The organism is uncultured Alteromonas sp. (assembly GCF_963976965.1).
Taxonomy (GTDB): domain Bacteria; phylum Pseudomonadota; class Gammaproteobacteria; order Enterobacterales; family Alteromonadaceae; genus Alteromonas; species Alteromonas naphthalenivorans.
In genome coordinates, this window is record NZ_CAXBMP010000007.1 from 88,133 (window position 1) to 114,069 (window position 25,937).

The following is a 25,937-nucleotide window of genomic DNA, read 5'->3' on the forward strand; positions in this document are numbered from 1 at the left end:
CTCTTATTCTTAGGATGCCTTCTATCGCTAAAGCCTACCACAATGCGCGAAAAACTGCCCGAGTAAGACAAAGCTAAAACAATAAAGGGCATAAAAATGTGCGGGAAATTCGGCGAAATTCAGGCAAGTCGTCGGTTAAGACAATGGTATGACTTGTAACTAAAAGTTTCGACCTTATACTAATGTTCGCAGTTATAAAAATAACAGACTGCCCATTCGTGTTGAGTGCATGAAGGTTGCGTTAATCTCAGCACGAGGACGAAAACAACAAGTGGTTCTGTTGTTAAGTGCAACAGAACATAAAACATCAATTACGTATCGTAGTGACCGAAGGCTTTCCACATGCTTTGTGTTAGTGCGACTAATGGACTAAAACGGTAGTACGCTACCGACAACATTGAGGTACATAATGACCAAGTCTAAGATCATCTATACTAAAACAGATGAAGCGCCAATGCTGGCGACGTACTCGTTGCTTCCTATTATTAAGAAGTTTGCTAGTGCTGCTGATGTTGAAGTAGAGCTAAGCGATATTTCTCTTGCGGCCCGTGTGTTGGCTACTTTTCCCGAGTTTCTTTCTGAAGAGCAACGTGTAACCGATACGTTATCTGAACTTGGTGAAATGACGCAAGATCCTGAAGCTAACATCATTAAGCTACCAAATGTAAGTGCGTCTATTCCTCAGTTGCGCGCCACTATCGCTGAGCTAAACGAAAAAGGCTTTAACGTACCGGCTTTCCCAGATTCGCCTAAAACTGACGAAGACCAAGAGATTCGTGAGCGTTACGGCAAGGTTCTAGGTAGTGCAGTAAACCCTGTATTACGTGAAGGTAACTCAGACCGCCGCGCACCTACTGCGGTTAAGAATTTTGCGCGCAAGCACCCGCATTCAATGGGCGAGTGGTCACAAGCATCACGTACTCACGTAGCGCACATGCGCGGTGGCGATTTCTATTCAGGTGAAAAATCAGTAACTGTAGAAAAAGAAGGTTACGTAAGCATTGAGTTCACCGGAAAAGACGGCAGCAAGAAAACGCTTAAGCCTAAAGTAAGCTTGCTTGCTGGTGAAGTTATTGACGCTATGTACATGAGCAAAAAAGCCTTGTGTGAATTCTTCGAAGAACAAATTGAAGATGCGAAAAACACAGGCGTTTTATTCTCGCTACACGTTAAAGCAACAATGATGAAGGTGTCTCACCCCATCGTATTCGGTCACTGCGTTAAAGTATTCTACAAAGACTTGTTCGAAAAATGGGGCGACTTGTTTGAAGAGCTAGGCGTTAACGCTAATAACGGTCTTGGTAGCGTATACGATAAAATTGCTAGCCTTCCTGAGTCTCAGCGTTCTGAAATTCAAAAAGACATCAATGCTTGTTATGCCGACCGCCCACCTATCGCAATGGTAAACTCAGACAAAGGTATTTCTAACCTACACGTACCAAGTGACGTAATTGTAGATGCTTCAATGCCTGCAATGATCCGTAACTCAGGTCAAATGTGGGGACCGGATGGAAAGTCGCACGATACTAAAGCGGTTATTCCTGAAAGTACTTATGCCACTATTTACCAAGAAGTGATTAACTTCTGTAAAACTCACGGTGCATTCGATCCAACTACAATGGGTACAGTACCTAACGTTGGTTTGATGGCGCAGAAAGCTGAAGAGTACGGTTCACACGATAAAACGTTTGAAATGGAAGCTGACGGTACAGTACAAGTTGTCGATCAAGACGGTAACGTATTGATGGAGCATGCTGTTGAAGAAGATGATATCTGGCGTATGTGTCAGGTGAAAGACGCACCTATTCAAGACTGGGTTAAGCTAGCAGTTACCCGTGCACGTCAATCTGGTATGCCAGCTGTATTTTGGTTAGATGATGAGCGTGCTCACGATGCACAGCTGATCACGAAAGTAGAAACCTACTTGAAAGACCACGATACGTCAGGTTTAGACATTTCAATTATGGCACCTGTTCGCGCGATTCGTTTCAGCATGGAACGTGCAATTCGCGGACTAGATACTATTTCAGTAACTGGTAACGTACTGCGTGATTACCTCACTGACTTGTTCCCAATTCTTGAGCTCGGCACCAGTGCTAAAATGCTTTCAATTGTGCCTCTAATGGCAGGTGGCGGTTTGTATGAAACTGGCGCAGGTGGTAGTGCACCTAAGCACGTTCAACAATTCGTTGAAGAAGGTCACCTTCGTTGGGATTCATTAGGTGAATTCTTGGCGTTAGCGGTTTCACTTGAAGACGTGGCAATTAAGCACGACAACAAGAAAGCTAAGATTATCGCTACAGCGTTAGACAAAGCGACAGAGACACTGCTAAACAATGGTAAGTCACCAATGCGTAAAGCTGGCCAATTAGATAACCGTGGTAGCCACGTTTATCTTGGTTTGTACTGGGCAGAAGAAGTGGCTAACCAAACTGAAGACGCTGACTTAGCGGCGCAGTTTAAAGCGGTATATGACGAACTATCGGCTAAAATCGATACAATCATTACTGAGATTGATGAATCTCAAGGTAAGCCTCAGGATATCGGTGGTTACTACTACCCTGATTCAGAGAAACTAGAGGCCACTATGTCGCCTAGTGAAACCTTGAAAGCGATTCTAAACGCTTAATAAAACTAAATAGGTTACTGATTTTTTAGTCACCTGTTTTAAAAGCGCCCCTGACCAAATAGTCAGGGGCGCTTTTTTTATATTTATTAACATTTAAAACAATCCTATCGGAGTAAATTTTTAAAAAATTTACTTATCTTTATGCTAATTAATTTTGGTTTTTTGCTGGTTAGTGCAATTTAATCTAACAATGTGAGTGAGCAGAAAGGCAATTTATCTGAATTAAACTCAGAATATTTAAAAATAAGTAATAATTAAAAGAAGCGTTGCGAGGAAATAAAGAAAATTTAATAAAAAGAGTAGAGCAGACTCATCTATGAGAGTGAACGATTGTCGACTCCCTAAGAAAAAACCCACTGCTGCCTAAGTAGGCAACAACAGGCTTCTGTAGAATTTGTTTGGTGTTACTTAACGCTCTGGTTCTTCTTTGAAGCCTATGTTTTCAGCGTGCAGGCCTTTAGGGCCCTGTTGCACGTCATAAGTGACTTCCTGACCAGCTTTGAGTGAGCGATATCCTTCCATTTGGATAGTAGAATAGTGAGCAAAAATATCTTCGCCACCATCTTCAGGTACAATAAAACCAAATCCTTTCGCGTTGTTAAACCATTTAACTTTGCCAATCGCCATACTACGACTTCCTCTTAATCCTTGAACTAACACGATTATGCCCCCACAATATAATTGAAGGCAGAGTGACTTGTTTTCAATGCAACAATGTCACCTCTAAAATGTAGATTTTTTAACCATATTATGTCAAGAGCAAATGTAAATTAATTTTATCCTAAAGTTAGTGAGACATCTGCCAACAAAGCACTATTATTAATTATGAGTAGAGACAACGCCATTAGCATCGAACGGGAAAAACTGAAAGACGCGCAGCGCCAAAAAACGCAGCCGCCGCCAATGTATAAAGTGTTGTTGAACAACGACGATTACACGCCAATGGATTTTGTAATTGAAGTGCTCATGCAATTTTTCAATATGGATGCTGAGAAAGCGCATCAAATTATGCTAACAGTACACTACCAAGGTAAGGCAGTTTGTGGCATTTTTACTGCTGAGATAGCAGAGACCAAGGTGATGCAGGTAAATCAGTATGCACGTAAGCACAGTCATCCGCTTATGTGTACTATGGAACAGGCGTAAGTCAATTTGTAGAGGGCGAGCGATATGTTAAATAAAGAATTAGAACAGACGTTGAATGATGCGTTTGTATTTGCCAGAGAACATCGCCATGAGTTTATGACGGTCGAGCATTTATTGCTGGCGCTACTTGATAACTCGGCAGCCCGTGAAGCACTGCATGCCTGCGGTGCGGATATTGAAGCAATTAAAAGTGAGCTGATTTCTTTCGTTAAAGACACTACCCCGTTGATTCTTGACGAGCAAATGAACGAACGAGAGACACAGCCTACCTTAGGTTTTCAGCGCGTGCTCCAACGTGCAGTTTTCCATGTGCAATCATCTGGTAAAGAAGAAGTCACTGGTGCCAACGTACTCGTGGCTATTTTCAGTGAGCAAGAGTCTCAAGCCGTTTTCATTCTCAAAAAGTCTGATGTAACCCGCTTAGATATTGTTAACTTCATTAGTCACGGTGTGAGTAAAGCCGAAGATGATGCGCCACTTAACCCAGAAACGGGTGAAGAGGGTGAAGGCGGTGAAGAAAGCGGGTCGGCACTAAGTAAATACGCGACAGATTTAAATCGCCACGCCAAAGAAGGCAAGGTAGACCCATTGATTGGGCGCGATAAAGAAGTCGAGCGCACGATTCAGATTTTGTGTCGCCGTAGAAAAAATAACCCGCTGCTTGTGGGTGAAGCTGGCGTAGGTAAAACCGCTATTGCTGAAGGGTTAGCCTATCGAATTGTAAACGAAGACGTGCCTGAAGTTATCAGCAACAGTACCGTTTACTCGCTAGACTTAGGTGGCCTACTAGCCGGCACTAAATATCGTGGTGATTTCGAGAAACGCTTAAAAGCGATATTGAAAGAATTGTCGAAAGACGAAGACGCCATTTTGTTTATTGATGAAATTCATACCATCATTGGTGCTGGTGCGGCATCTGGCGGTGTTATGGATGCATCTAACTTGCTGAAGCCTAAGCTTTCAAGCGGTGAACTTCGTTGTATTGGCTCAACAACTTATCAGGAATACCAAGGTATTTTTGAAAAAGACAGAGCCTTGGCCCGTCGTTTCCAAAAAGTGGATGTGACTGAGCCAAGCGTAAGCGACACTACCAAAATTCTACTTGGCCTTAAAAGCCGATATGAAGATCATCACAACGTACGCTATACACAAAAAGCTATTCAGGCTGCAGCTGAGCTTTCGGCTAAGTACATAAACGAACGTCACTTGCCTGATAAGGCTATTGACGTGATGGACGAAGCCGGAGCAAGCCAGCGCTTGTTGCCGCAATCGAAGCGTAAGAAGACGATTGGGGTAGGGGATATTGAGCAGATTATTGCGAAGATGGCTCGAATCCCTGAAAAGTCTGTCTCCGCGTCTGACAAAGAAGTACTTAAGAACCTTGGCCGCAACCTTAAAATGATGGTGTTTGGCCAAGACAAAGCCATAGAGACGCTTAACGACGCTATTTTGCTATCGCGTTCAGGGTTGGGTGCGGAAGAAAAACCAATTGGTAGTTTCTTGTTTGCAGGGCCTACCGGTGTGGGTAAAACCGAAGTCACGCAGCAACTTGCTAAAATAATGGGCGTTGAGTTGGTTCGTTTCGATATGTCTGAGTACATGGAACGCCATGCGGTTAGCCGTTTGATTGGTGCGCCTCCAGGTTATGTAGGTTTTGAGCAAGGTGGATTGTTAACCGATGCGGTTATTAAAAACCCATACTCAGTGGTACTGCTAGATGAAATCGAGAAAGCGCACAGTGATATCTACAACATTCTGTTGCAGGTCATGGATCACGGTACGCTTACCGACAACAATGGCCGGAAGGTAGACTTCAGAAATGTAGTATTGGTAATGACGACCAATGCGGGTGTACAAGAAACGGTGCGCAAGTCTATTGGCTTTAAACAGCAAGATCATAGCCACGATGCGCTATCTGAAATCAACAAGGTGTTTACCCCTGAATTCAGAAACCGCTTAGACGGCATTATCTGGTTTAATCACCTTGATGCCGAGGTTATCTTGCAGGTTGTTGATAAGTTCATTATCGAGCTTCAGGCGCAGCTGGACGTTAAAGGAGTATCTTTAGAGGTTACCCCTGCAGCACGTGCTTATTTAGCCGAGAAGGGCTACGACAAGTCCATGGGTGCCCGTCCTATGTCTCGCTTAATCAAAGAAGAGATTAAGAAAGAACTGGCGAATGAATTGCTGTTTGGTGAATTAACGAAAGGCGGCGACGTTAAAGTAGATTTGAACGACGATAAGTTGGAGTTTGAATATTCGGGCGTTGATGCAGTTAAAGAAGAAACAGAGTCTAGCTAACACCTAGTGATCTTGTTGCACTAGACGTGTAATGTTGAATAAAAAATGCTGCGCCTGAAAGGGGGTGGCATTTTTTTTGTTTTTAAAACCTTGAGCCTCTAACGCGATAAACGCGATAAACGTGAAAGGGCTAGGCAGTTTGATTGCCTGTTGATGCAAAGTGCCAAATTCTAAGTGTCAAATACTAAGCGCTAAACCCAAACCCCAAATGCAAACCCAAACACTTTAATGCTAAACCCCAAGCGTTAGGGTACTGCCAAATGCCTTCGCGGGGCTTAACTCTACACATACAAAAAAGCCCAATGATTTACATTGGGCTTTTTTTTGGAATGCGTTGACCGCTAAATGGCTCATTATCTGGCGCGATAAATGATACGACCTTTTGTTAGGTCATAAGGAGTCATCTCAACAGTGACCTTATCGCCAGTAAGAATTCGGATATAGTTTTTACGCATCTTACCAGAAATATGTGCTGTCACTACGTGACCATTCTCTAGTTCAACACGGAACATAGTATTAGGTAGGGTGTCTTGAACCGTACCTTCCATTTCAATACAATCTTCTTTTGCCATGTAAAGCAGTTACCTCAGTAATTCAAATTTTTTGCCGCGCAGACATTAACCAATCTTGCGTTGCGTGTAAAGCGATTAAGCAGGTTTTTTATCAAAACGGTGCCATTTGTTGCCAGAAAATTGCTCATAAGGGAAAAATTTATGCTTATAAGACATTTTTTGGCATTCTTCTACGTAATATCCCAAGTAGACAAAATCTCGTTCTTGTTGCTTTGCCTGCTCGATTTGCATCATGATCATCCACGTCCCAAGAGACGATGAGTGATAATCAGGATCGTAAAAAGTATAAAGTGCCGATAAGGCTTGATGCTCTTCGCCATTGTCGATGGTGTCTGTCACTGCTACTGCAATCAACGTATCGCCATCGTAGGCTTCAATAAATTGGGGGCGTTTCCACTCGCACAAAATAAAGTTTTCAAACTGTTCGCTAGAAGGCGGATACATACTACCATCGGTGTGCCGGGCGCAAATATATTTCTCGTACAATGGGTAATATAAATGATTGGCGCTCTTGGCGCTGGTTACTACAAAATGTTGGTTGCGATTGAGTATACGCTTTTGACTTTTAGAAGGACAAAAAGTAGCCACCGGTATTCTTACCGATTCACAGGCATGACAGTCTGGACAGTGTGGGCGGTAGATTTGCTCACCGCTGCGTCTAAACCCTACTTGAATAAGTTGACCGTAACGCCACGCAAGCTGGTTATCTGATTCGGCATAAACCAGTAATTGTTCTTGTTGATTGGGCAAATAGCTACAATCAAAAGATTGCGTAATTCCAAATCTCACGGTGTGATAACCTGCGGATGCCACTGATGCATGTAGTCGGTAGTTAAAGAGCCTTCATCGGTTAGAGTGTGGTTGCTAGTTTGCAGTTTTTCAATAAATTCGTTACGGAAAATTGTTTTCGCACCCAGTGAGGCAAGATGATCCGTTGGCAGCTGACAATCAATGAATGCCATCTCGTTACGCTTCATGTGCTCAACTAACGCTAGCATAGCCAATTTAGAGGTGTTGCTTTGTTTGTGAAACATAGACTCACCGCAATACACTTTCCCTACACCTACGCCGTATAAGCCTCCAACAAGCGCATCACCGTCCCACACTTCTACCGAATGCGCTAAACCAAGCTGATGCAAATAACTGTAAGCTTTTTGCATATCTTCTGTTATCCAGGTGTCTTGACTGGGCGCTTGTGAATTCGGATTCTTACGTGGAATATTGGCACAGGCATTAATCACAGAATCGAAGGCGTGATTTAACGTCACCTTGTAGCGCTTTTGTCGAGCCAGTTTGCGTAAACTTTTCGAACACACAAAATCATCTAACTCGATAATAGAACGTGGATTGGGCGACCACCACAACAAGGGTTCATCATCGCTAAACCAAGGAAATATTCCGCTAGAATAGGCAGAAAAAAGACGCTGGGCGCTAAGATCTGCGCCAAAGGCTAGTAGGCCGTTTGGATCGTCAAGTGCTTCAGATACAGGAGGAAAGGGTGTATCAATGTCTAAATAAGGCAGCGCTATCATAAAAGGAAAGACATCAAGCCCTGAAAATGGCAGGGCTTGAAATCGAACAAGGCTTAGCCTTGCTCAGGCATAAAGCCATCTAAGTATTTTTCTGCATCTAACGCAGCCATACAGCCTGTTCCCGCAGACGTTATTGCTTGACGGTAGATATGGTCGCTCACATCACCGGCAGCAAATACACCTTCAACACTGGTTTGCGTTGCATTGCCATGCAAGCCGCTATTTACCACAATGTAGCCGTCTTTCATTTCAAGCTGTTCAGCGAAAATGTCAGTATTAGGCTTGTGGCCGATAGCCACGAAAAGACCCATTACATCAATTTCTTCGGTGGCTTCACCATCGGTTTCTTTAATACGAATTTTCGTTACACCCATTTCGTCACCCATGACTTCATCAAGGGTATGGTCTAAGTGTAATACCACATTGCCATTTTCCGCTTTGTCGCGAAGACGCTGTTCAAGAATTTTTTCACTACGGAAAGTATCACGGCGATGCACAACGTGAACTTCAGACGCAATGTTAGATAAATACAAGGCTTCTTCCACTGCGGTATTACCACCGCCAATGACCGCTACTTTTTGGTTACGATAGAAAAAGCCGTCACAGGTAGCACAGGCCGAAACCCCTTTACCCATAAACGCTTGTTCAGATTCCATACCAAGATATTTAGCAGATGCACCTGTGGCAATAATTAAGGCGTCACACGTGTATGTGCCACTGTCACCATAAAGAGTGAAAGGACGCTTGGTTAAGTCTGTTTTATTAATATGGTCGAAGATAATTTCAGTATCGAACTTCTCTGCATGCTTTTGCATACGAACCATAAGGTCAGGACCGGTTAGTCCTTCAGGATCGCCTGGCCAGTTTTCTACTTCTGTGGTCGTAGTAAGCTGTCCGCCTTGCTGGATCCCCGTCAAAAGCACAGGTTCTAGGTTTGCTCTAGCTGCATAAACTGCCGCTGAGTAGCCTGCTGGGCCCGATCCTAAAATAAGTAGGCGAACATGTCTGTTATCTGCCATTTGTATCTCCAACTAATGCCCATTTATCCGGGCTGAATTCTGCTATAATTTTGAAGCGAAGCTTGCCAACTGTCTGTCGCGCTGTCACTACGCTATAGGTAGCTAGGTAAGGACTGTACCTTGCTTTTTCAACTGCTAATCGGCCAATACCTTTGAAAAACACGATACCTTCGCACAATAGCACTGAAAGAAGGGCATTATGATGCCTTCATGATGATGAAAAGTCACCCATCTGATGTACTTGGTGATAATTAATTATGCAATTAAGTCTGTTTTTAAATTATTTATAATAAAAGGCGGCGATATTGCGACGAACTTGCGTTGTATTAGGCGAAATTCGTATTACAATTCATGTTGTAGCAATACGTTAAATCTGTGCTTTAGAAATCATGTTTAGACACCATATTAACCTTGAGCGCTGGGGTAATAATTAAGTGTTTGTATTATCACTGAGCTTTATGGCAAAAACAGCGTTTAAATATGCATAGCGTTTTAATTTGCGATAGTCACGAGCCAATACGGCGTTAAAGCGGCGCCAACTGGCTATTAGTGAATAAGAACAAGTATCCAGAGTGCGCTACTTACTGAAGCGAAATGAGGTGGTTTATGTCACAGTCTGTGATAACAATGCTAAAAGATGGCCAGCACTACATGAAAACCTGGCCCGTCAAAAAAGAACTGTATGCCTACTTCCCTGAATGTAGGGTGGTTGCAGCCACGCGTTTTGCTATAAAGACCATGCCACCTGCGGCGATACTCTCTTGCGTACTGTTACTTCAGAACATGGGCACAGACTATTTCCCCCAAACTATCACTATAGGTGCATTCTTTCTCAGTATTCCGCTTCAGGGATTATTGTGGTTGGGTCATCGTTCAAACCAATACTTACCACCGCAGTTAAATAGCTGGTATCTAGATATTCACAGCAAGATGCGCTCTGAAGGTTGTAATGTATCGTCGGTCAAATCGAAACCGAAATATAAAGAATTGGCAGCGTTGCTCAAAACTGCTTTTAATGATTTAGATAATGTATTTACTAAACATTGGTTCCGCTAAAATACGGTTGCTTGTTACTTTGTCGAAGCACGTTCGCGAGCTAGCGAATTAACCAACTAATTAACTAACTTTTCTTCTACAAGTACGCCATTGCATTTTCGGCACTTGTACTGCGCCCCTTTTAAAATTTTGTTGTGTCGTCTTATTGTCAGTTGGTGTGAACTGCAAAGGCAGGCATAGTTGAACAACTTACCAATCACGCCTTTTACATCAAAACTGTGGGTAGCGTTAGCCGGACGCTTAAACACATCAACCATAATCGCCTGCCATTCCACACCGTGGGGTTTTACCTTTTTGAATAATTGCCAAGTAAGTAAATGGCTCACTTCATGGGGAATGACATCTTCGATAAATTCGTGTTCATTCTGTTTGAATAGTTCGGGGTGTAAGTTAATGCGATTTTGTTGAAGAAACGCAGTGCCTGCATTTTTACCAGAGCGTCTAAAGGTAAGCGCAGGGCGGGGGAATGTGCGCTTAAAATATTCATCAGCGCGTTGGTAGCAGCCTTCTACAGCATCAGCAATGTGCTGACGCTGTAGAGAGGTTAAATCATGGTTTGCTATAGTAGTACCTTACCTACGTGACTAATTATTCTACTTGGCACTGCAGGCAAAGAATATAGGTACCCATCGGGTCGTTCAGTTCGTTGAAAATACTGAACTCGCCTAATACACGTTTAAATTCATTAATTAGCGCAGAGTCTGAGTTAGCAAACTGCCACTTTCCAACAAACGTAAAGGCTTGACCGAAGAACTCTTTCCAAAACAGTTCTTGTGCTGAAAGTGTACGTTGAACATAGAATGTATCGTAGTTTTCTAGTGCAGCGAATTCTGCCGCGGCATTAACAGCGTCTTCTAGCGTGCCCAGTTCATCAACTAGTCCAAGTTCTAAGGCGTCGGTACCAATCCATACACGGCCTTGTGCAACGTCATCTACTTCATCTACCGTCATATCTCGGGCGTTCGATACCAAAGATAAGAAGTTACCGTAGCTAGTTTCAACATTACGTTGCAAAATTTGACCAAATTCTGGTGCTAAAGGGCGTACTGCTGAGAAACCCGCTAGCTCATTCGAGCCAACACCATCACTATGAATGCCTAAGTAATCAAGTGAGTTTTCGTATGTCATAAACATGCCGAATACGCCGATAGAGCCAGTAATAGTGCTTGGGCTGGCAAAAATGCGATCGGCGTTTGCTGCAATCCAATAACCGCCTGATGCAGCGTAAGTACTCATAGAAACCACCACCGGTTTACCTGCGTTTTTCAACTCAAGTACTTCTTGGCGGATAATCTCTGAACCTAACGTACTGCCCCCTGGGGAATCTATTTGCAGTACTACTGCTTTAACGTTTTCATCTAGACGTGCTTTACGCAATAACCGTGCAGTACTGTCGCCGCCAATGGTGCCCGCTTTTTGATTGCCATTTAAAATAGTGCCCTTCGCTACCACAATAGCCACCTTATCGATGTCACTATTGATAGACGGTAGGGGAGGATTAACGACTTTCAAGTAGGTGTTAAAGTTAGTCACGTTAACACCGTGATTGTCTTCGTTTTCGCCCACAAGACCGGTAAGTTCAACGCGAACCTCTTCTCGGGTTTTTAGTGCATCTACCCAATTATTTTGTAATGCGTAATTTGCAAAATCCCCACCAGCTTGTTCAAACTTAGCCAGTAAGCCTTCCAAGGTTTCATCAAAGTTGGAAAGTGGGATGCCACGGGCCGCAGCAACGTCTTCTTTATATTGCTGCCAGTAACCGTCTAACCATTTACGCTCAGCTTCTTTGGCCGCTTCAGACATATCGTTGCGAATAAGTGGTTCTACGGCAGATTTATAAGTACCCACGCGGAAAATATGTGTAGTAACTTTAAGTTTTTCCAGGAAATCTTTGAAATACATGCCATAACGACCATAGCCATCTAGCAGTAATGAACCCATAGGATTGAGATAAACGTGATTCGCATGAGACGCAAGGTAGTACTGCTCTTTAGTGTAGTAGTCACCAATAGCGTAAACAGGCTTTTCAGAGGTTTTGAAATCGTTGATGGCGCGCGCAACTGTGCGAAGTTTGTCTAAACCGCCGCCAGATAAACCTTGAAGGTCTAAAACTAACGCTTTAATCCGTCTGTCTTGCTTAGCGTTTTCGATAACCTTTACGACATCACGCACTAGCACTTCTGGGTTATCAGGCTCTGACCCCATGGCATCTTGTAAAAACTGTTCAAAGGGATCGACAGACTCTTTTTCAATAACAAGTTGTCCGTTCAACGTAAGTAAAAGCGCACTATTCGCTTTAACCGTAAGTTGGTCGTCTTCTTGAGAGGTAATCGCAATGATTATGCCAACAAAAATCACCAGAAAAATGACATTGAAAAAAAGCTTACGGGTGAAGTTTAAAACCGTCCACAGGCCAATAAATAAGGATTTAGTCCAGTTTCCTTTGGCAGCCATAAATTACATTACCTTCTGTTTGTTTAACTCTATTATGTTACCGAATCGAAACTAGATCGCTAACTTATTTGTAATTGTTTGTGATTGTACCGCAAAGTCACTCACTTATGGGCATTCTCGTCATCTGTTAGCCATTGCGCAATCACTTCAGCGATGTGCTTATGATCATTCGCGCTTAGTTGCATCATTAAGTCGCCAGTGGTCTTTTTATAGCCTACTTTTTTGTGGCCACGCACAAACAACCGCTTAAGCGGTGATGTTTTTTGCGTATCCCGTGGTTGTTTTCTATTGTTAAGTGAAAGTTTATTCACTTCATCACGTTCCTATAACAATACGTTAAAAACCAAACTCCATTAACAAGGCGCTTGATAATGATAAAGCAATTATACGCGAACCTCTTTAAAAAACTAAGTGTGGCAGATGGAATACCATTACTGTTGTTAAGGCTTTATTTAGCCCCTGTCATGATTCAAGCTGGTTGGAATAAGGCGAGCAGCTTTTCGTCCATTGTTGACTGGTTTGGTAATGAAGACTATGGATTGGGATTGCCATTTCCGCTCGTGCTTGCTTTTCTAGCCACTGCTGCTGAGTTAGTAGGCGGTATATTCTTATTACTCGGTTTACTTACTAGGTTGGTGGCTATTCCGTTGATGGTAACCATGTTAGTGGCCATATTCACCGTGCACATCGACAACGGGTGGTTAGCCATTGCCGATGCATCATCTTGGCTAGCCGATGGCACTATTTTGATGAACGACAGTGTCATGGCGGCACCTGAGAAATTAAGTGCTGCTAAATCTTTACTGCAAACGTATGGCAACTACGATTGGCTTACTTCCAGTGGTAGTTTAGTGGTGCTAAATAATGATATTGAATTCGGTGCTACCTATTTTGTGATGCTGCTGGTGCTATTTTTCTATGGGGGTGGTCGCTATGTAAGTATTGATTACTTCTTTCGCCCTAAGTTGCGAGATAACAACTTTAGGTAGCCTGCCCCTAAAATAGACCCGCTATGCTGGTCTTTTCTCATAATAGAACGTAGGATCTTCATAACGCTTTGTTCGATAATAGGATACTGAAATGGATGCACTTACGTTACTGCTTAACAGAAGCTCTCAACCTAGACTTACTGCGCCTGCTCCGTCAGGTGATGCGCTTGAAAACATTATGCAAGCTGCACTTCGTGCCCCTGATCATGCGTGTTTAACGCCGTGGCGTTTTATCGTTTGTGAGGGTAAAGGGCTAGATAAACTAGGCAGTTTATATGAGCAATCTGCTATCGATAACGATAAGTCTGAGAAAGAAATTGAGCGGGCAGTGCAGTTACCTCGTCGAGCACCTATGATTGTGGTGGCGATTGCTAAGCATGTTGAACATGAAAAAGTCCCCCGTGTAGAGCAAATTGCTTCTGCATCGTGTGGGGTGATGGCTATGCAAATGGCTGCAGTAGCCCAGGGGTTTAATGGCATGTGGAGAACGGGAAGTTATGCCCATTGCGATACGGTAAAGCGTGGTTTTGATTTAAACGATGACGACGAGATAGTTGGGTTTTTATATTTAGGTACGCCAGCGTTTGAACCTGCGGCGAAACCCGAACGTGATACTTCTGACTACTTTGAATATTGGCGCTAACCCCCTAGCTTTTTGAATGCTGGACGGCAGTTTCACGCTTTATGCTATAGGGTTGGTGCTAAGAGGTTTATGTGACGAGCTTTGCATTACAAGGTTATTGCTAAGAGATTAACGCTACGAGATTAGCGCTACGAGATTAACGTTACGAGCTTTGCGTTACAAACTTTATGTTACACGCTTAGGCAGAAAGCTAACCGTGCAGACAAAGTATAGGACAACATTATCTGCACGGATTGCGCGGGAAGGGGCGGTGTTACAATTTGAGCCACCTCTTATCCCAAACTTTATCCTACATGCAGATTTACATTGTATCCGGCGTATTTACGGATATTGATAACACGGTCGCCATCCAGCATCCAATACTGGCCTTTAATTCCAGTGAGTACGCCTTCAAATTCTGGGGTTTTATCTAAGTTAATCGATTTGATTTTTTCAGGATAAGTATCAACAGGGTAGTGAATGTTATGCACTTCACCATCGGCTTCAGACACCGCTTGTATCCCTTTTGTCTGCTGAATTTGAGCTAATCCATCAGCAATTTTCGACAATATAGTGGCTTTTACCTCAAGTAAATCAACCTGTTCTGGTGCACTTTTCAACATAGTGCGCCAATTGGTTTTATCGCCAATATGCTCTTTGCAAAGCATTTCCACTAGGCCGCTGGTGAGCCTGTCTGTTACGCGTAACATGACCGTGGCTTGGGTAGCACCCTGATCCATCCAGCGGGACGATACCCCATCAGTAACGTGGCGAGTGATGCCGACTTTTACATTGCCGGTGTTAGCTAAGTACACAAAGTGCTCGCTAAAGCAGTGTTCTTCGCCCCATTGCGGTTCTCGACATGTTCCTTCGTGGTAGTGACATTTTTCAGGTTTAATAATACAGCTATCGCATTGGGCTAATGAAATTAAGCAAGGGTAGCAATAGCCTTGGCTAAAGCTTTTTTTGGTCTTTCTATTGCAATGTACGCAGTTAATGTCGCCCGTAAAATCTAGGGAAACCTTTTGGCCGATAACTGGGTTTATATCTACCTTGTGTTCTCCAATAGGAAGCTGGTAGTTTACCGTGTTGTTGTCGTCAGCATGAGTGCGCATTTTTCTAAGCGCACCGCTATAAGATGTGGTCATGGTGTATTCCTATTCGCTTAGCTCGCCGCAGAGGTTTTGGGTAAGCTTGGCTTTAATGGTTTCAAACGGCAGATTCTTACTTAATAAATAATGTAATTTTGCCAATGCTGCTTCGGGGGTCATATCGCTGCCAGATAACACGCCCACTTCTTGTAAACCATGCCCAGTGGCATACCCGCCCATGTTGACGCGACCGCGCATACACTGGGTGCAATTAAGCACCGGTATTTGCCTGTCCCTTGCATATTCTAATTGAGCAATTAGGGCTGGGCTTTGGGGGGCATTTCCCACGCCGTAACTTAATAAAATGAGTGCATTTACCGGTTGTTGTAAGGTATTTTTAAGCACTTCTGAAGAAATGCCAGGGTACAAACTTACCATACCAATGGGCTGAGCTTTTACACTCGAAACCTTCAGGGGTTTATCTGACTTAGTGGCAAGTTCACCGGCTTTAAGGCGGATGTTAATACCTGCTTCAAGAAGTGGTGGGAAGTTAGGTGAATCGAAGGCACTGAATCCATCGGCATCTACCTTACGACTGCGATTTCCCCGTAATAAGCGGTTATTGAAAAACAAACCGACTTCTGCAATGGGGAAATTAGCCGCAACGTAAAGCGCGTTTAGCAGGTTAACTTGACCGTCAGAACGCAGCTCTGCAAGAGGAATTTGTGAACCAGTAACTATCACAGGCTTGGTCAAATCTTCCAGCATAAAGCTTAACGCAGATGCGGTATACGCCATGGTATCTGTGCCATGCAAGATGATGAATCCGTCGTATTTATCATAGTTTTCTGCAATATCATCGGCAATGCGCTGCCAATCAGAAGGGTTCATATCCGATGAATCAATCAGGTTATCGTACTCATGCAGTGTGAATAATGGCATTTCACTACGATGAAACTCAGGCATGTCATTCAATGTATCACCAAGGAACCCAGCCGCTGGAACATAACCATGATCTGATGGCTTCATTCCGATGGTACCGCCTGTGTAGGCAATATAGATATGTTTACGCATTGCGTAACCTCACTTCTTTTGTGGGTTTAGGCAGAATGACGGCATTCTAACAGCCCGCAGACTAAAGTCATCCTGATCGCGCAAAAACCTTGTAATCATTAGGGGGGAACAGGCAATATTGGGCGGTAAATTAATAATAAATACACGACAGGTTATTTTTATAATGAAAACAATGAAGATAAGTTTACTTAGTGCTGCCATAGTGGGCGGCTTAATGGCTGCACCCGCTTTAGGGCATCAGCAAGACAATACAGCGGTTTCTACACAATTGCAGTCTGCGGTTAGTGAAACTAAAGACATCATGGAAGTGGATGCAAATAAAACCGAGGCAGAAAAATTAGCCGCCTTAACGCTTAAATATTTCAACGAGTCGTTGGAACAAAACCCAGTAATGGCGACATTTTATGGCGTGAGCGATTATAACGATAAGTTTAACGAGCCTTTAAGCGAGGCGTCTATCGCAAAATCAAAGGCGCACGAGCAAACGTATTTAGCAGCCATTAATGCTATTGATGCGTCTAAACTTTCTGGGCAAGACTGGATCAGCTACCATATTTTCAAAAACGACAGAGAACACCGCATTGCGGGATACGAGTTTGGTAGCCAGTACATGCCAATTAATCAAATGTATGGTGTGCATACTTTTTTCCCCATGCTGGGCTCGGGTCAATCTGCCCAGCCGTTTGTTACGGTAAAAGACTACGAAAACTTTATTTCACGTACTAAAGGCTACGTAGCGTTTATCGATAGCGTAATCCAGTATATGAAAAAAGGCATTGAGGAAGGCGTGGTTTTACCGACTGCTATCACCGAAAAAATGGTGCCGCAGTTAAGTGCTCACGTTGTTAAAAAGGCCTCTGAGAGTGTGTTTTACGGTCCAGTAAAACAGCTTGAAACAAATGAAAACATTAGCGACGATGAAAAAGCGCGTTTAGCCGCAGCCTATGAAGGAATGATCACTGAAATGATTGTACCTTCGTATCAAAAATTGCACGACTTCGTAGTAGAAGAATACTTGCCCCACACTCGCGCTACCGTAGGTTACTCAGATTTACCGAACGGAAAGGCGTGGTACGAGTACAAAATTAAAGACAATACCACCTTAGCGCTGAGTGCCGATGAAGTGCATGAGTTTGGGTTATCTGAAGTGTCGCGCATATTAGGTGAAATGAAAGCGGTCAAAGAAATCGTGGGCTTTGAAGGAAACCTAGCGGCGTTCTTCGACCATCTTCGTACTGACGATAAATTCTACTTCGAGTCTGATGAAGCCTTAATTAAAGCGTACACCGACGTGAAAAAGGATATAGACGCCCGTTTGCCCAAGCTTTTCAGCGTATTTCCGAAAGCTGATTATATTGTAAAAGCGGTAGAACCTTATCGTGAAGCGTCATCGGCAGCAGCTAGCTACATGTCTCCTGCCCCTGATGGCAGTAGACCCGGCATTTTCTATATCAACACTCGTGATTTAAAAGCGCAGCCAAAGTTTAGTTTGGAAACCCTTAGTATTCACGAAGCGGCGCCTGGTCATCACTTCCAAATAGCTATTCAGCAAGAAGTGGAAGGTTTACCTTTGTTTAGAAAATTCAACGGCTATACCGTGTTCAGTGAAGGCTGGGCCTTGTATGCGGAAAGCTTAGGAAAAGAGCTTGGCATGTTTACCGACCCCTACATGTGGTACGGACGACTAAACGACGAACAGCTTCGTGCTATGCGCCTGGTGGTTGATACAGGGCTGCATGCTAAGGGGTGGAGCCGCGAAAAGGCCATTGCGTATATGCTTGATAACTCATCAATGGCTGAGTCTGATGCGGTGGCAGAAGTAGAACGTTATATTTCTATTCCTGGTCAAGCGTTAGCGTATAAAGTGGGAGAACGTCATATCAGACATTTACGTAATCAAGCCACAGAAGCCTTAGGTGACGACTTCGATATTAAAGCGTTCCACAGCAATATACTGACCGATGGGGCAATGCCAATGCCTATCTTGAGTGACAAGATGTCGATGTGGATAGACGAAGTAAAATCTAAAATCTAAATTCTAAAAGCTAAGGCGAGTAAGTTGATAGCTTAGCTTAGCGAAAAGAAAGGCAAATAAAAAAGCGGCTGTGAAAAGCCGCTTTTTTTATATTTATTTTACTTCTTTACCCGCTGCCTGTTGGTCGGCATGGTAACTAGAGCGAACCATTGGGCCACTAGCTGCATGAGTAAAGCCAATGTCTTTGGCGTAAGCGCCTAGCGCATCAAATTCATCAGGGTGAACATAACGCTTAACAGGGAAGTGATGGCGACTTGGCTGTAAATATTGGCCAAGTGTTAACATGTCCACATCGTGAGCACGTAAATCGCGAAGTACGCCTTCAATTTCCACATTTTCTTCGCCCATACCCATCATTAAGCCAGACTTGGTCTTAACATCTGGATGCTGCGCTTTAAATTTCTTGAGCAAGTCTAGTGACCACTGATAGTTAGCACCAGGGCGACACTCGCGGTATAAGCGCGGAATAGTTTCCAAGTTGTGATTGAACACATCAGGAACACCATTTTTGAAAATTTCTAATGCGCGATCCATACGGCCACGGAAGTCCGGTACTAGCACTTCAATTGTGGTCGTCGGGCTGTGCTCGCGAATCGCGTTGATACAATCAACGAAATGCTGTGCACCACCGTCACGCAAGTCATCGCGGTCTACCGAGGTAATTACCACGTAACGAAGATTCATTTCAGCAATGGTTTTCGCTAGCTTTTCTGGTTCTTCTGCACTTGGCGGTAGTGGTTTACCGTGGGCAACATCACAGAACGGACAACGACGGGTGCAAATGTCACCCAAAATCATAAAGGTTGCCGTACCATGGTTGAAGCACTCAGCTAAGTTAGGGCAGCTGGCTTCTTCGCACACAGAATGCAGTTTATTCTTTCTTAAGGTCTTCTTAATATGGTCAATTTTATCGGTGCTGCGTGGCAGCTTAATTTTGATCCACGAAGGCTTGCGCAGCATTTCTTCCTTTTCAGTAGGAATAATGGTGACAGGAATGTGTTTTACTTTTTCGTCGTCGCGGAGTTTAACTCCAGCTACAGGTCGTGCGTTACTCATCAAAACCTTCTTTATGTCGTTTTTCCGTAATGGAAAGCGCTTCAAGTAGTAAGTCGGTGAGAACTTCACCGGCAACACTTATCGAATCTGGGCCATTCAGACTGGCGGTATCAATCATTTCCATACCTGCATAACCGCATGGGTTAATGCGCTGAAACGGTGACAAATCCATACTAACATTTAATGCCAATCCATGAAATGAGCAACCGTGACGAATTCTTAACCCTAGTGAGCAAATTTTTTTCTCATCTACATAAACCCCTGGTGCATCGGGTTTAGGGTAGGCGGTAACACCGTATTTGGCCATTAAGCCTACCACAGCATCTTCCATCGCAGTCACTAAGTGACGTACACCTAGCTTGCGTCTTCGAATATTAATAAGAAGATAGATAACCTGTTGGCCTGGGCCGTGATAGGTTACCTGACCGCCTCTGTCGACTTGCACCACGGGAATGTCACCGGGCATCAAAATGTGTTCAGCTTTGCCTGCTTGACCTTGTGTGAATACAGGGTCGTGCTCAACCAGCCAAATTTCATCTTCAGTCGTATCATCACGTTCATCCGTGAACGCTTTCATGGCAGCCCATATGGGCTCGTAGCTTTGTCTGCCAAGTTGCCGAATAATGACAGAGTCGGTTAGGGTGCTCACTTATAGTACGACTCTTACAAGTTCTAACTTAGCAAGTTCAGTGTAAATAGTTTCCATGTGCTCTTTGCTGGTCACTCGTACACTTACCGATACAGAATGGTAATTACCTTTGCTGCTAGGCTTCACTGCGGGTGAATAATCACCTGGCGCGTGCTGCTGTAAGCACTCAATTACGTGATTAGGTAAATCGTCATGGGCGATGCCCATTACTTTAAATGTTTGATTTGTCGGAAAATCTAGAAGTTCATCGAAACGGGTATCCATGCGATATCCTTTTTATACAGTCATTAAATACAAAAACGGCCCGATTATACCAATCAGGCCGCCCTTGAACTAGTGTAGCGAGGCGTAATGTTACGCTTCGTCGAAGCCCAGTTGCAGCATAATGTAATCTTTAATGCGGTTAAACATGCTGCCTTCTTTCACTTCTTGCAAAGTGACAAGGGGGTAGCTGGCTACATCTTCGCCTTCGAGTTGAAGGAAAAGTGTGCCGACAACTTGGCCTTTAGCCAGTGGCGCTTCTAGTTTTTTATCTAGTTCAAAATTGGCTTCCAAGTTAGCCGCCTGGCCGCGTGGAATGGTAATGGGGGTAGATTGGTTAATTCCAAGGTCTACGGTTTCTCTATCGCCCATATAAATGCGGTGTGCTACAAAACTATCGCCAGCGTGGTAAGGCGTTAGCGTTTCATAAAAGCGAAAACCATATTTAAGTAGCTTCTTGTTTTCAACCTTACGGGCTCTTTCACTATCTGTACCCATAACTACAGAGATTAAGCGCATGTCGCCTTGTGAGGCAGAAGTAATAAGGCTGTAACCCGCGTCTGACGTATGGCCAGTTTTAATGCCATCAACGTTTAAGCTTTTGTCCCATAATAGGCTGTTACGGTTATATTGCTTGATGCCATTAAATGTAAATTCTTTTTCGCTGTAAATTTTGTACATTTCAGGAGTTTCAGCAATAAGCGCACGAGACAGCACAGCCATATCACGAGGGGTAGTGTAGTGATCTGGGTCGTGCAGGCCGTGGGCATTAACAAAGTTAGACGATGTCATACCAATAGCTTGTGCATGCGCATTCATCATGCTGGCAAACGCCGCCTGTGAACCGGCAACGTGCTCTGCCATGGCAACACACGCATCGTTACCTGATTGCACTACAATACCGCGTAATAAATCGCTTACCGATACTTGCGTTCCCACTTCGATAAACATCTTTGATGAATCTGGGAATTTTTTAGCCCACGCATTTTCAGAAATGGTCACTTCGTCTGAAAGGCTAATGTTACCGGCTTGCAATTCTTTTCCAATCACATAAATGGTCATGATTTTAGTCAAGCTGGCGGGTGCCAATTGCATGTCTGCGTTTTTCGACGCGATTACGTGTCCGGTTTCAAAGTCGGTTAAAAGAAAGCCTTCCGCCGCTACCGATGGAGCTGGTGGAGTAACCACTGCTGCATTCGCTGACAGTACTAGTGCACTGAAAAGCATAAAAGCGAAGGAGAGAAAGGACGGTTTAGCGCGTTGAATTATTCTGAGCATGATTTTATTTTCTTTGACCGTTTATTATCCGTTTAAAACTGAACAGCAGGCACGCTACACAGTTTATACTACTACTTAGTTTAGAATTCTAACGTAAGGCGCATAGTTCGACTAGGGTTAAACCAAAAAGTTTAGCTGTTAATAGAGATTAGGCTACGAAACAACGAAAAAGCGCCATAAATGACAGATTTGAAACGTGTTTCGCCACATTGTCGCCATAGTTGTGGCGGTTTTTTAAACGAGTCGTTAGAGGGTTTGTTTTATCTTGTAAGCTTGGGGGTAGCCGTTTTGTTTTAACTGCTCTAACAATTCATGAGCAAGCGCTTCATCTTCAATCGGACCAAGTTGAAGTTTGTACACATTGCCTACTACTGGCATGTGTGTTGGCACCTGATAAAGTGCAGAAAGTACATTTGAAATAGACTCAGCTTTCTTCTGATTTGATAGTGCTGCCACCTGAATAAAATAACCGTCCAGAGAGATTGACGTTTGCTGAAGATTATCGCTTTGCGCTGAAGTACTCGCGGCGACCTCAGATGATGGTGTCACTGGTGATGTTGATGCTAGTGCTGAGGGAAGGGGAGCAATACCAATGTATTCGTCGTAACTAACGGTCGGGTTAATACCAACCGTTACATTGTTTTCGGGGTCGAAGTGAATGACTTCAATTTTTACCTTTGCCGTACCTTTGTTGTGATAACCCAACTTTACCGCCGCAGCGTACGACAAATCGATGATACGGTTATCGTGAAAAGGGCCACGATCATTCACTCGCACAATCGCTTGTTTGTCGTTGTTTAAATTAGTCACGCGCACGTAAGAAGGAAGCGGTAAGGTTTTGTGGGCAGCCGACATAGCAAACATATTGTAGGTTTCACCGTTTGACGTTAAATGGCCATGAAACTTCTGACCATACCAACTGGCGTAACCTACTTCTTCAAACCCTTTACCTGATGTCAGCGGTGTATAATGTTTGCCTAGCACCTTATAAGGGCGGCTGTTAAACATTCTATATGCTTCATACTTAGGAACTGCATCCAAAGTTTCAGGCACTTTCGCTACATGATTCGGGGCAGTATCTTGATGCTGAGTATAGCGTCCACTAGGCGCTGACTTACACGCGGCGAGTATAAATGAAGCAAGCAGTATTAACAGTAGTGTGCGCATGTTATCGAGACATTAATCGTTTTTGAGTGGCAATAGACATTAGCATGCCAAAGCCTGCCATTAATGTCACCATGGAAGTGCCGCCATAACTGACTAAAGGTAGTGGCACTCCTACTACAGGAAGTAACCCAGATACCATCCCCATGTTTACAAACACATAAACGAAGAAGGTTAAGGTAATACTGCCTGCCAGTAATTTAGAGTAGGCGTCTTGAGCTCTACTCGCAATAATAAGCCCACGTAAAATAACGCAAAGGTAAATAATCAGTAAAACAATAACCCCTGTAAGGCCAAATTCTTCACTGAAAACCGAGAAAATAAAGTCGGTATGTCGCTCGGGTAAAAATTCTAATTGTGATTGGGTGCCCTGCAACCAGCCTTTTCCATCTACACCACCTGAACCTATCGCTATTTTCGACTGAATAATATGGTAACCCGAACCGAGTGGATCGCTCTCTGGGTTTAAAAAGGTCAATACGCGTTGCTTTTGATACTCCGCCATTAAAAAGAACCACATAATGGGCGCGAAACCACCGAGCAACAGCGCAACAAACCCGATAAGCCGCCAACTCATACCGGCGAGGAATATCGCGAAGATGCCGGAGCTGGCAATAAGCAGCGATGTCCCTAAATCGGGTTGTTTAGCAATAAGTACCGTTGGGATAGCCACCATTAGAAAGCCAACCACAATATTCATGGTGCGAGGAGGTAGCGTGAACTTGCTAATATACCAGGCGACCATCATAGGCACCGCGAGCTTCATTAACTCTGACGGTTGAAAGCGAATAAACTTTAAGTCGAGCCAGCGCTGAGCGCCTTTACCCATGTCGCCAAATAACAATACCGCGATAAGCATTAGCAGCCCCGCGATATAGGCGTATGTCGACAGGCGGCGAAATGCGCCGGGGGGAATTTGCGCAATGCCAAACATAACTGCCACACTCAGTGCCAAGCGCGTAATTTGGCGTTCTACTTGGCCGCTGTCCTGTCCTGATGCAGAATACAGCGTTACCAAACCCACTGACATAAGTACTAACAGGCTTAAAAACAGCCAACCATCAATATGAATACGCTGTAAAAAACTGGTCTTATTTGGGTTGAGCGTGTTCTTTTTCATTATTCGTCAACCTTGCTAATTTCGGTGTCGAAAACCCGATCACGAAAATAGAAATCCATGATTTTCTTGGCCACAGGAGCGGCATTTTTACTACCGCCACCGGCGTTCTCAAGCACGACGGTTACTGAAATTTCTGGGTTTTCAAAGGGGGCAAAGCCTACATACATGGCATTGTCTCGCAAACGCTCATCTATTTTTTCAGCATCGTATTTTTCATCTTGCCCCACGGAAAATAGCTGTGCAGTACCGGTTTTGCCCGCAGACTGATAGGAGGCGTCAGCAAACGTATGGCGAGCACCACCTTCTTTACCATGCACTACGTCGTGCATCGCATTCAGTACAATATCGACATTATGCTGGTTTTTAATCTCGATAGGTCGAAGGGTTTTAAGTGGAATAATTTCTACCGAGCTATCTTCATGCATAAACCCGCGAATAATTTGCGGAATTATACGTTCGCCACGATTAACCAATGTGTTCACTGATTGCGATAACTGAATAGGGGTGGTAGACCAGAATCCTTGACCAATACCGACAGGAATGGTGTCACCGATATACCAAGGCTGGTTGAATCGTGCACGCTTCCAGCCTCTGCTAGGCATATTCGCATCAGATTCTTCGTATAAATCGATACCGGTAAAATCACCAAATCCAAATTCGTACATGGCTTCACTGATTTTATCTATCCCCAACTTATAAGCTAAATCGTAGTAATAAATGTCGCAGGAGACTTCTATTGCTTTTGCGATATCTACCTCGCCGTGGCCCCACTTTCGCCAGTCCCGCCATGTATGCGATACGTTGGGTAACTGATAGCGACCATTATCTTGAATCGTATACTCTTCGGTGACTATCCCCTCTTCAAGTCCAATTAAGCCAAGGTGAGGTTTAATGGTAGATGCAGGTGGATACTGGCCTTGAGTGGCGCGGTTTATTAGGGGGCGATCGGGGGAATTTAACAGGGCAGAGTAATTCTTTCTGCTGATACCGTGAACAAACAAGTTCGGGTCGTAACTGGGGTTTGAAAATAACGCCAATACCCCTCCCGTTTTTACATCACTCACGATCACCGCGCCGCGCTGACCTTCCAGTGCTTGCTGGGTGGCAATTTGTAGCGAAAGGTCGATGTTTAATACAATGTCTTTACCGGGCACGGGTGGGTCGACGTTTAACACACGAATTATCCGGCCCTGGTTATTCACTTCCACTTGTTGGTAACCCACTGAACCGTGCAATAGCTCTTCGTGGTATTTCTCTACCCCCAATTTGCCGATGTCGTGGGTGGCAGCATAGTCATCTTCTTGCCCTGCTTCTACCAGCTTTTGGAGGTCTTTCTTATTAATACGCGCCACATAACCTAATACATGGGTAAGGGCTTCTTTATAAGGGTAATGACGAGCTAGTCGCGCTTCAATTTGTACCCCGGGGTACAAATGTTTGCTGGCAGAAAATAATGCAACATCCTCTTCGGATAATTTAGTCCGCAGGGCAATAGGTTTAAAACGTCGTTGGCCTTTTAAGCTGCCATTAAAGCTTTCACGTTCTTCTGGGGTAATGCCCATCAATTGGGTTAAGCCATCTAAGGTGGCGTCTAAATCGTTAGTTTGCTCAGGTGTGATCTCTAAGCTAAATACAGGGCGGTTTTCCGCAAGCAATATGCCGTTTCTGTCATAAATTAACCCACGGTTTGGCGCAACAGGTAATACCTTAATGCGATTCCCGTTTGAGCGAGTTTGGTAAACGTCGTGTTGTTCAACTTGCAGGGAATAAAGGTTATTCAGCACCACGCCTAGCATCATAACAACAATAATAAAGGCGATAGACGCACGTCTGGCAAATAAGTTTGCTTCAGCCGAGTGGTCTCGAATTGCTTGGCGCTTGCGATGCAT

Annotated in this window: 24 protein-coding genes; 7 read left to right on the plus strand and 17 right to left on the minus strand. The window is 44.0% G+C overall.

The window, feature by feature from the left end; genetic code table 11:
- The first annotated feature begins 409 nt into the window (after nt 1–409).
- The gene (locus AAC006_RS07920; protein ID WP_208805585.1) at nt 410–2,629 is read left to right on the plus strand and encodes an NADP-dependent isocitrate dehydrogenase; all 2,220 of its coding nucleotides are present in this window, start codon (nt 410–412) and stop codon (nt 2,627–2,629) included.
- A 408-nt stretch (nt 2,630–3,037) separates the two neighbouring features.
- On the opposite strand, the gene cspD is transcribed toward AAC006_RS07920, so the two are convergent.
- Entirely contained in the window at nt 3,038–3,256 is a 219-nt protein-coding gene (cspD, locus tag AAC006_RS07925; RefSeq protein ID WP_013784394.1) for a cold shock domain-containing protein CspD, read from the minus strand.
- A gap of 198 nt (nt 3,257–3,454) precedes the next feature.
- On the opposite strand from cspD, the gene clpS reads away from it, so the two are divergent.
- Both clpS and clpA read left to right on the plus strand, forming a co-directional pair.
- Nucleotides 3,455–3,775: an ATP-dependent Clp protease adapter ClpS gene (gene clpS, locus AAC006_RS07930; RefSeq protein ID WP_129737954.1), complete on the plus strand. Its 321-nt coding sequence runs from the start codon at nt 3,455–3,457 to the stop codon at nt 3,773–3,775.
- Between the two features lie 24 nt (nt 3,776–3,799).
- Complete coding sequence (gene clpA, locus AAC006_RS07935; RefSeq protein ID WP_013784392.1) at nt 3,800–6,076, plus strand: ATP-dependent Clp protease ATP-binding subunit ClpA; 2,277 nt, start codon at nt 3,800–3,802, stop codon at nt 6,074–6,076.
- Nucleotides 6,077–6,429: 353 nt separating this feature from the next.
- On the opposite strand, the gene infA is transcribed toward clpA, so the two are convergent.
- The 4 genes from infA to trxB all read right to left on the minus strand — a co-directional run bounded on the left by infA (nt 6,430) and on the right by trxB (nt 9,199).
- Nucleotides 6,430–6,648 (minus strand): translation initiation factor IF-1, encoded by a 219-nt coding sequence (infA, locus tag AAC006_RS07940; protein WP_013784390.1) that lies wholly within the window; start codon nt 6,646–6,648, stop codon nt 6,430–6,432.
- 75 nt (nt 6,649–6,723) lie between these two features.
- Nucleotides 6,724–7,437, minus strand: coding sequence for an arginyltransferase (locus AAC006_RS07945; protein WP_013784389.1), 714 nt, complete (start codon nt 7,435–7,437; stop codon nt 6,724–6,726).
- The gene (gene aat, locus AAC006_RS07950) at nt 7,434–8,180 is read right to left on the minus strand and encodes a leucyl/phenylalanyl-tRNA--protein transferase (RefSeq protein WP_013784388.1); all 747 of its coding nucleotides are present in this window, start codon (nt 8,178–8,180) and stop codon (nt 7,434–7,436) included. Before aat ends, AAC006_RS07945 begins: the two co-directional genes overlap by 4 nt.
- 53 nt (nt 8,181–8,233) lie before the next feature.
- The gene (trxB, locus tag AAC006_RS07955) at nt 8,234–9,199 is read right to left on the minus strand and encodes a thioredoxin-disulfide reductase (protein WP_208805586.1); all 966 of its coding nucleotides are present in this window, start codon (nt 9,197–9,199) and stop codon (nt 8,234–8,236) included.
- A 606-nt stretch (nt 9,200–9,805) separates the two neighbouring features.
- Between trxB and yfbV the strand changes: the two genes are divergently transcribed.
- Nucleotides 9,806–10,255 carry a terminus macrodomain insulation protein YfbV gene (gene yfbV, locus AAC006_RS07960; RefSeq protein WP_288388411.1) on the plus strand — a complete coding sequence of 150 codons (450 nt, stop codon included), beginning with the start codon at nt 9,806–9,808 and terminating at the stop codon, nt 10,253–10,255.
- A gap of 56 nt (nt 10,256–10,311) precedes the next feature.
- On the opposite strand, the gene AAC006_RS07965 is transcribed toward yfbV, so the two are convergent.
- From AAC006_RS07965 to AAC006_RS07975, 3 genes are all read right to left on the minus strand, one after another.
- Nucleotides 10,312–10,818, minus strand: coding sequence for a SprT family zinc-dependent metalloprotease (locus tag AAC006_RS07965; protein WP_083820145.1), 507 nt, complete (start codon nt 10,816–10,818; stop codon nt 10,312–10,314).
- A gap of 25 nt (nt 10,819–10,843) precedes the next feature.
- Complete coding sequence (sppA, locus tag AAC006_RS07970) at nt 10,844–12,709, minus strand: signal peptide peptidase SppA (protein ID WP_013784383.1); 1,866 nt, start codon at nt 12,707–12,709, stop codon at nt 10,844–10,846.
- A 101-nt stretch (nt 12,710–12,810) separates the two neighbouring features.
- Complete coding sequence (locus AAC006_RS07975; RefSeq protein WP_013784382.1) at nt 12,811–13,020, minus strand: hypothetical protein; 210 nt, start codon at nt 13,018–13,020, stop codon at nt 12,811–12,813.
- Between the two features lie 60 nt (nt 13,021–13,080).
- On the opposite strand from AAC006_RS07975, the gene AAC006_RS07980 reads away from it, so the two are divergent.
- Both AAC006_RS07980 and AAC006_RS07985 read left to right on the plus strand, forming a co-directional pair.
- Entirely contained in the window at nt 13,081–13,698 is a 618-nt protein-coding gene (locus tag AAC006_RS07980) for a DoxX family protein (RefSeq protein ID WP_339348997.1), read from the plus strand.
- 91 nt (nt 13,699–13,789) lie between these two features.
- On the plus strand, nt 13,790–14,341 hold the full coding sequence (locus AAC006_RS07985) for an NAD(P)H nitroreductase (RefSeq protein WP_126872216.1): 552 nt from the start codon (nt 13,790–13,792) through the stop codon (nt 14,339–14,341).
- A gap of 284 nt (nt 14,342–14,625) precedes the next feature.
- Here the strand turns inward: AAC006_RS07985 and AAC006_RS07990 are convergent, their stop codons facing one another.
- Nucleotides 14,626–15,468, minus strand: coding sequence for a DUF2797 domain-containing protein (locus AAC006_RS07990; RefSeq protein ID WP_126872217.1), 843 nt, complete (start codon nt 15,466–15,468; stop codon nt 14,626–14,628).
- A 9-nt stretch (nt 15,469–15,477) separates the two neighbouring features.
- On the minus strand, nt 15,478–16,485 hold the full coding sequence (gene ansA, locus AAC006_RS07995; protein ID WP_126872218.1) for an asparaginase: 1,008 nt from the start codon (nt 16,483–16,485) through the stop codon (nt 15,478–15,480).
- Nucleotides 16,486–16,648: 163 nt separating this feature from the next.
- Between ansA and AAC006_RS08000 the strand changes: the two genes are divergently transcribed.
- Nucleotides 16,649–18,520, plus strand: a complete 1,872-nt coding sequence (locus AAC006_RS08000) for a DUF885 domain-containing protein (RefSeq protein ID WP_126872219.1) — start codon at nt 16,649–16,651, stop codon at nt 18,518–18,520.
- Nucleotides 18,521–18,613: 93 nt separating this feature from the next.
- On the opposite strand, the gene lipA is transcribed toward AAC006_RS08000, so the two are convergent.
- The 7 genes from lipA to mrdA all read right to left on the minus strand — a co-directional run bounded on the left by lipA (nt 18,614) and on the right by mrdA (nt 25,937).
- Nucleotides 18,614–19,576: a lipoyl synthase gene (gene lipA / locus AAC006_RS08005; RefSeq protein WP_013784376.1), complete on the minus strand. Its 963-nt coding sequence runs from the start codon at nt 19,574–19,576 to the stop codon at nt 18,614–18,616.
- On the minus strand, nt 19,569–20,225 hold the full coding sequence (lipB, locus tag AAC006_RS08010; RefSeq protein WP_126872220.1) for a lipoyl(octanoyl) transferase LipB: 657 nt from the start codon (nt 20,223–20,225) through the stop codon (nt 19,569–19,571). Before lipB ends, lipA begins: the two co-directional genes overlap by 8 nt.
- Complete coding sequence (ybeD, locus tag AAC006_RS08015; RefSeq protein ID WP_013784374.1) at nt 20,226–20,489, minus strand: DUF493 family protein YbeD; 264 nt, start codon at nt 20,487–20,489, stop codon at nt 20,226–20,228.
- 90 nt (nt 20,490–20,579) lie between these two features.
- Entirely contained in the window at nt 20,580–21,713 is a 1,134-nt protein-coding gene (locus tag AAC006_RS08020) for a D-alanyl-D-alanine carboxypeptidase family protein (RefSeq protein WP_041452539.1), read from the minus strand.
- A gap of 297 nt (nt 21,714–22,010) precedes the next feature.
- On the minus strand, nt 22,011–22,931 hold the full coding sequence (locus AAC006_RS08025) for a septal ring lytic transglycosylase RlpA family protein (RefSeq protein WP_126872221.1): 921 nt from the start codon (nt 22,929–22,931) through the stop codon (nt 22,011–22,013).
- Nucleotide 22,932: 1 nt separating this feature from the next.
- Nucleotides 22,933–24,048: a rod shape-determining protein RodA gene (rodA, locus tag AAC006_RS08030; protein WP_013784371.1), complete on the minus strand. Its 1,116-nt coding sequence runs from the start codon at nt 24,046–24,048 to the stop codon at nt 22,933–22,935.
- On the minus strand, nt 24,048–25,937 hold the full coding sequence (gene mrdA / locus AAC006_RS08035; RefSeq protein ID WP_013784370.1) for a penicillin-binding protein 2: 1,890 nt from the start codon (nt 25,935–25,937) through the stop codon (nt 24,048–24,050). Before mrdA ends, rodA begins: the two co-directional genes overlap by 1 nt.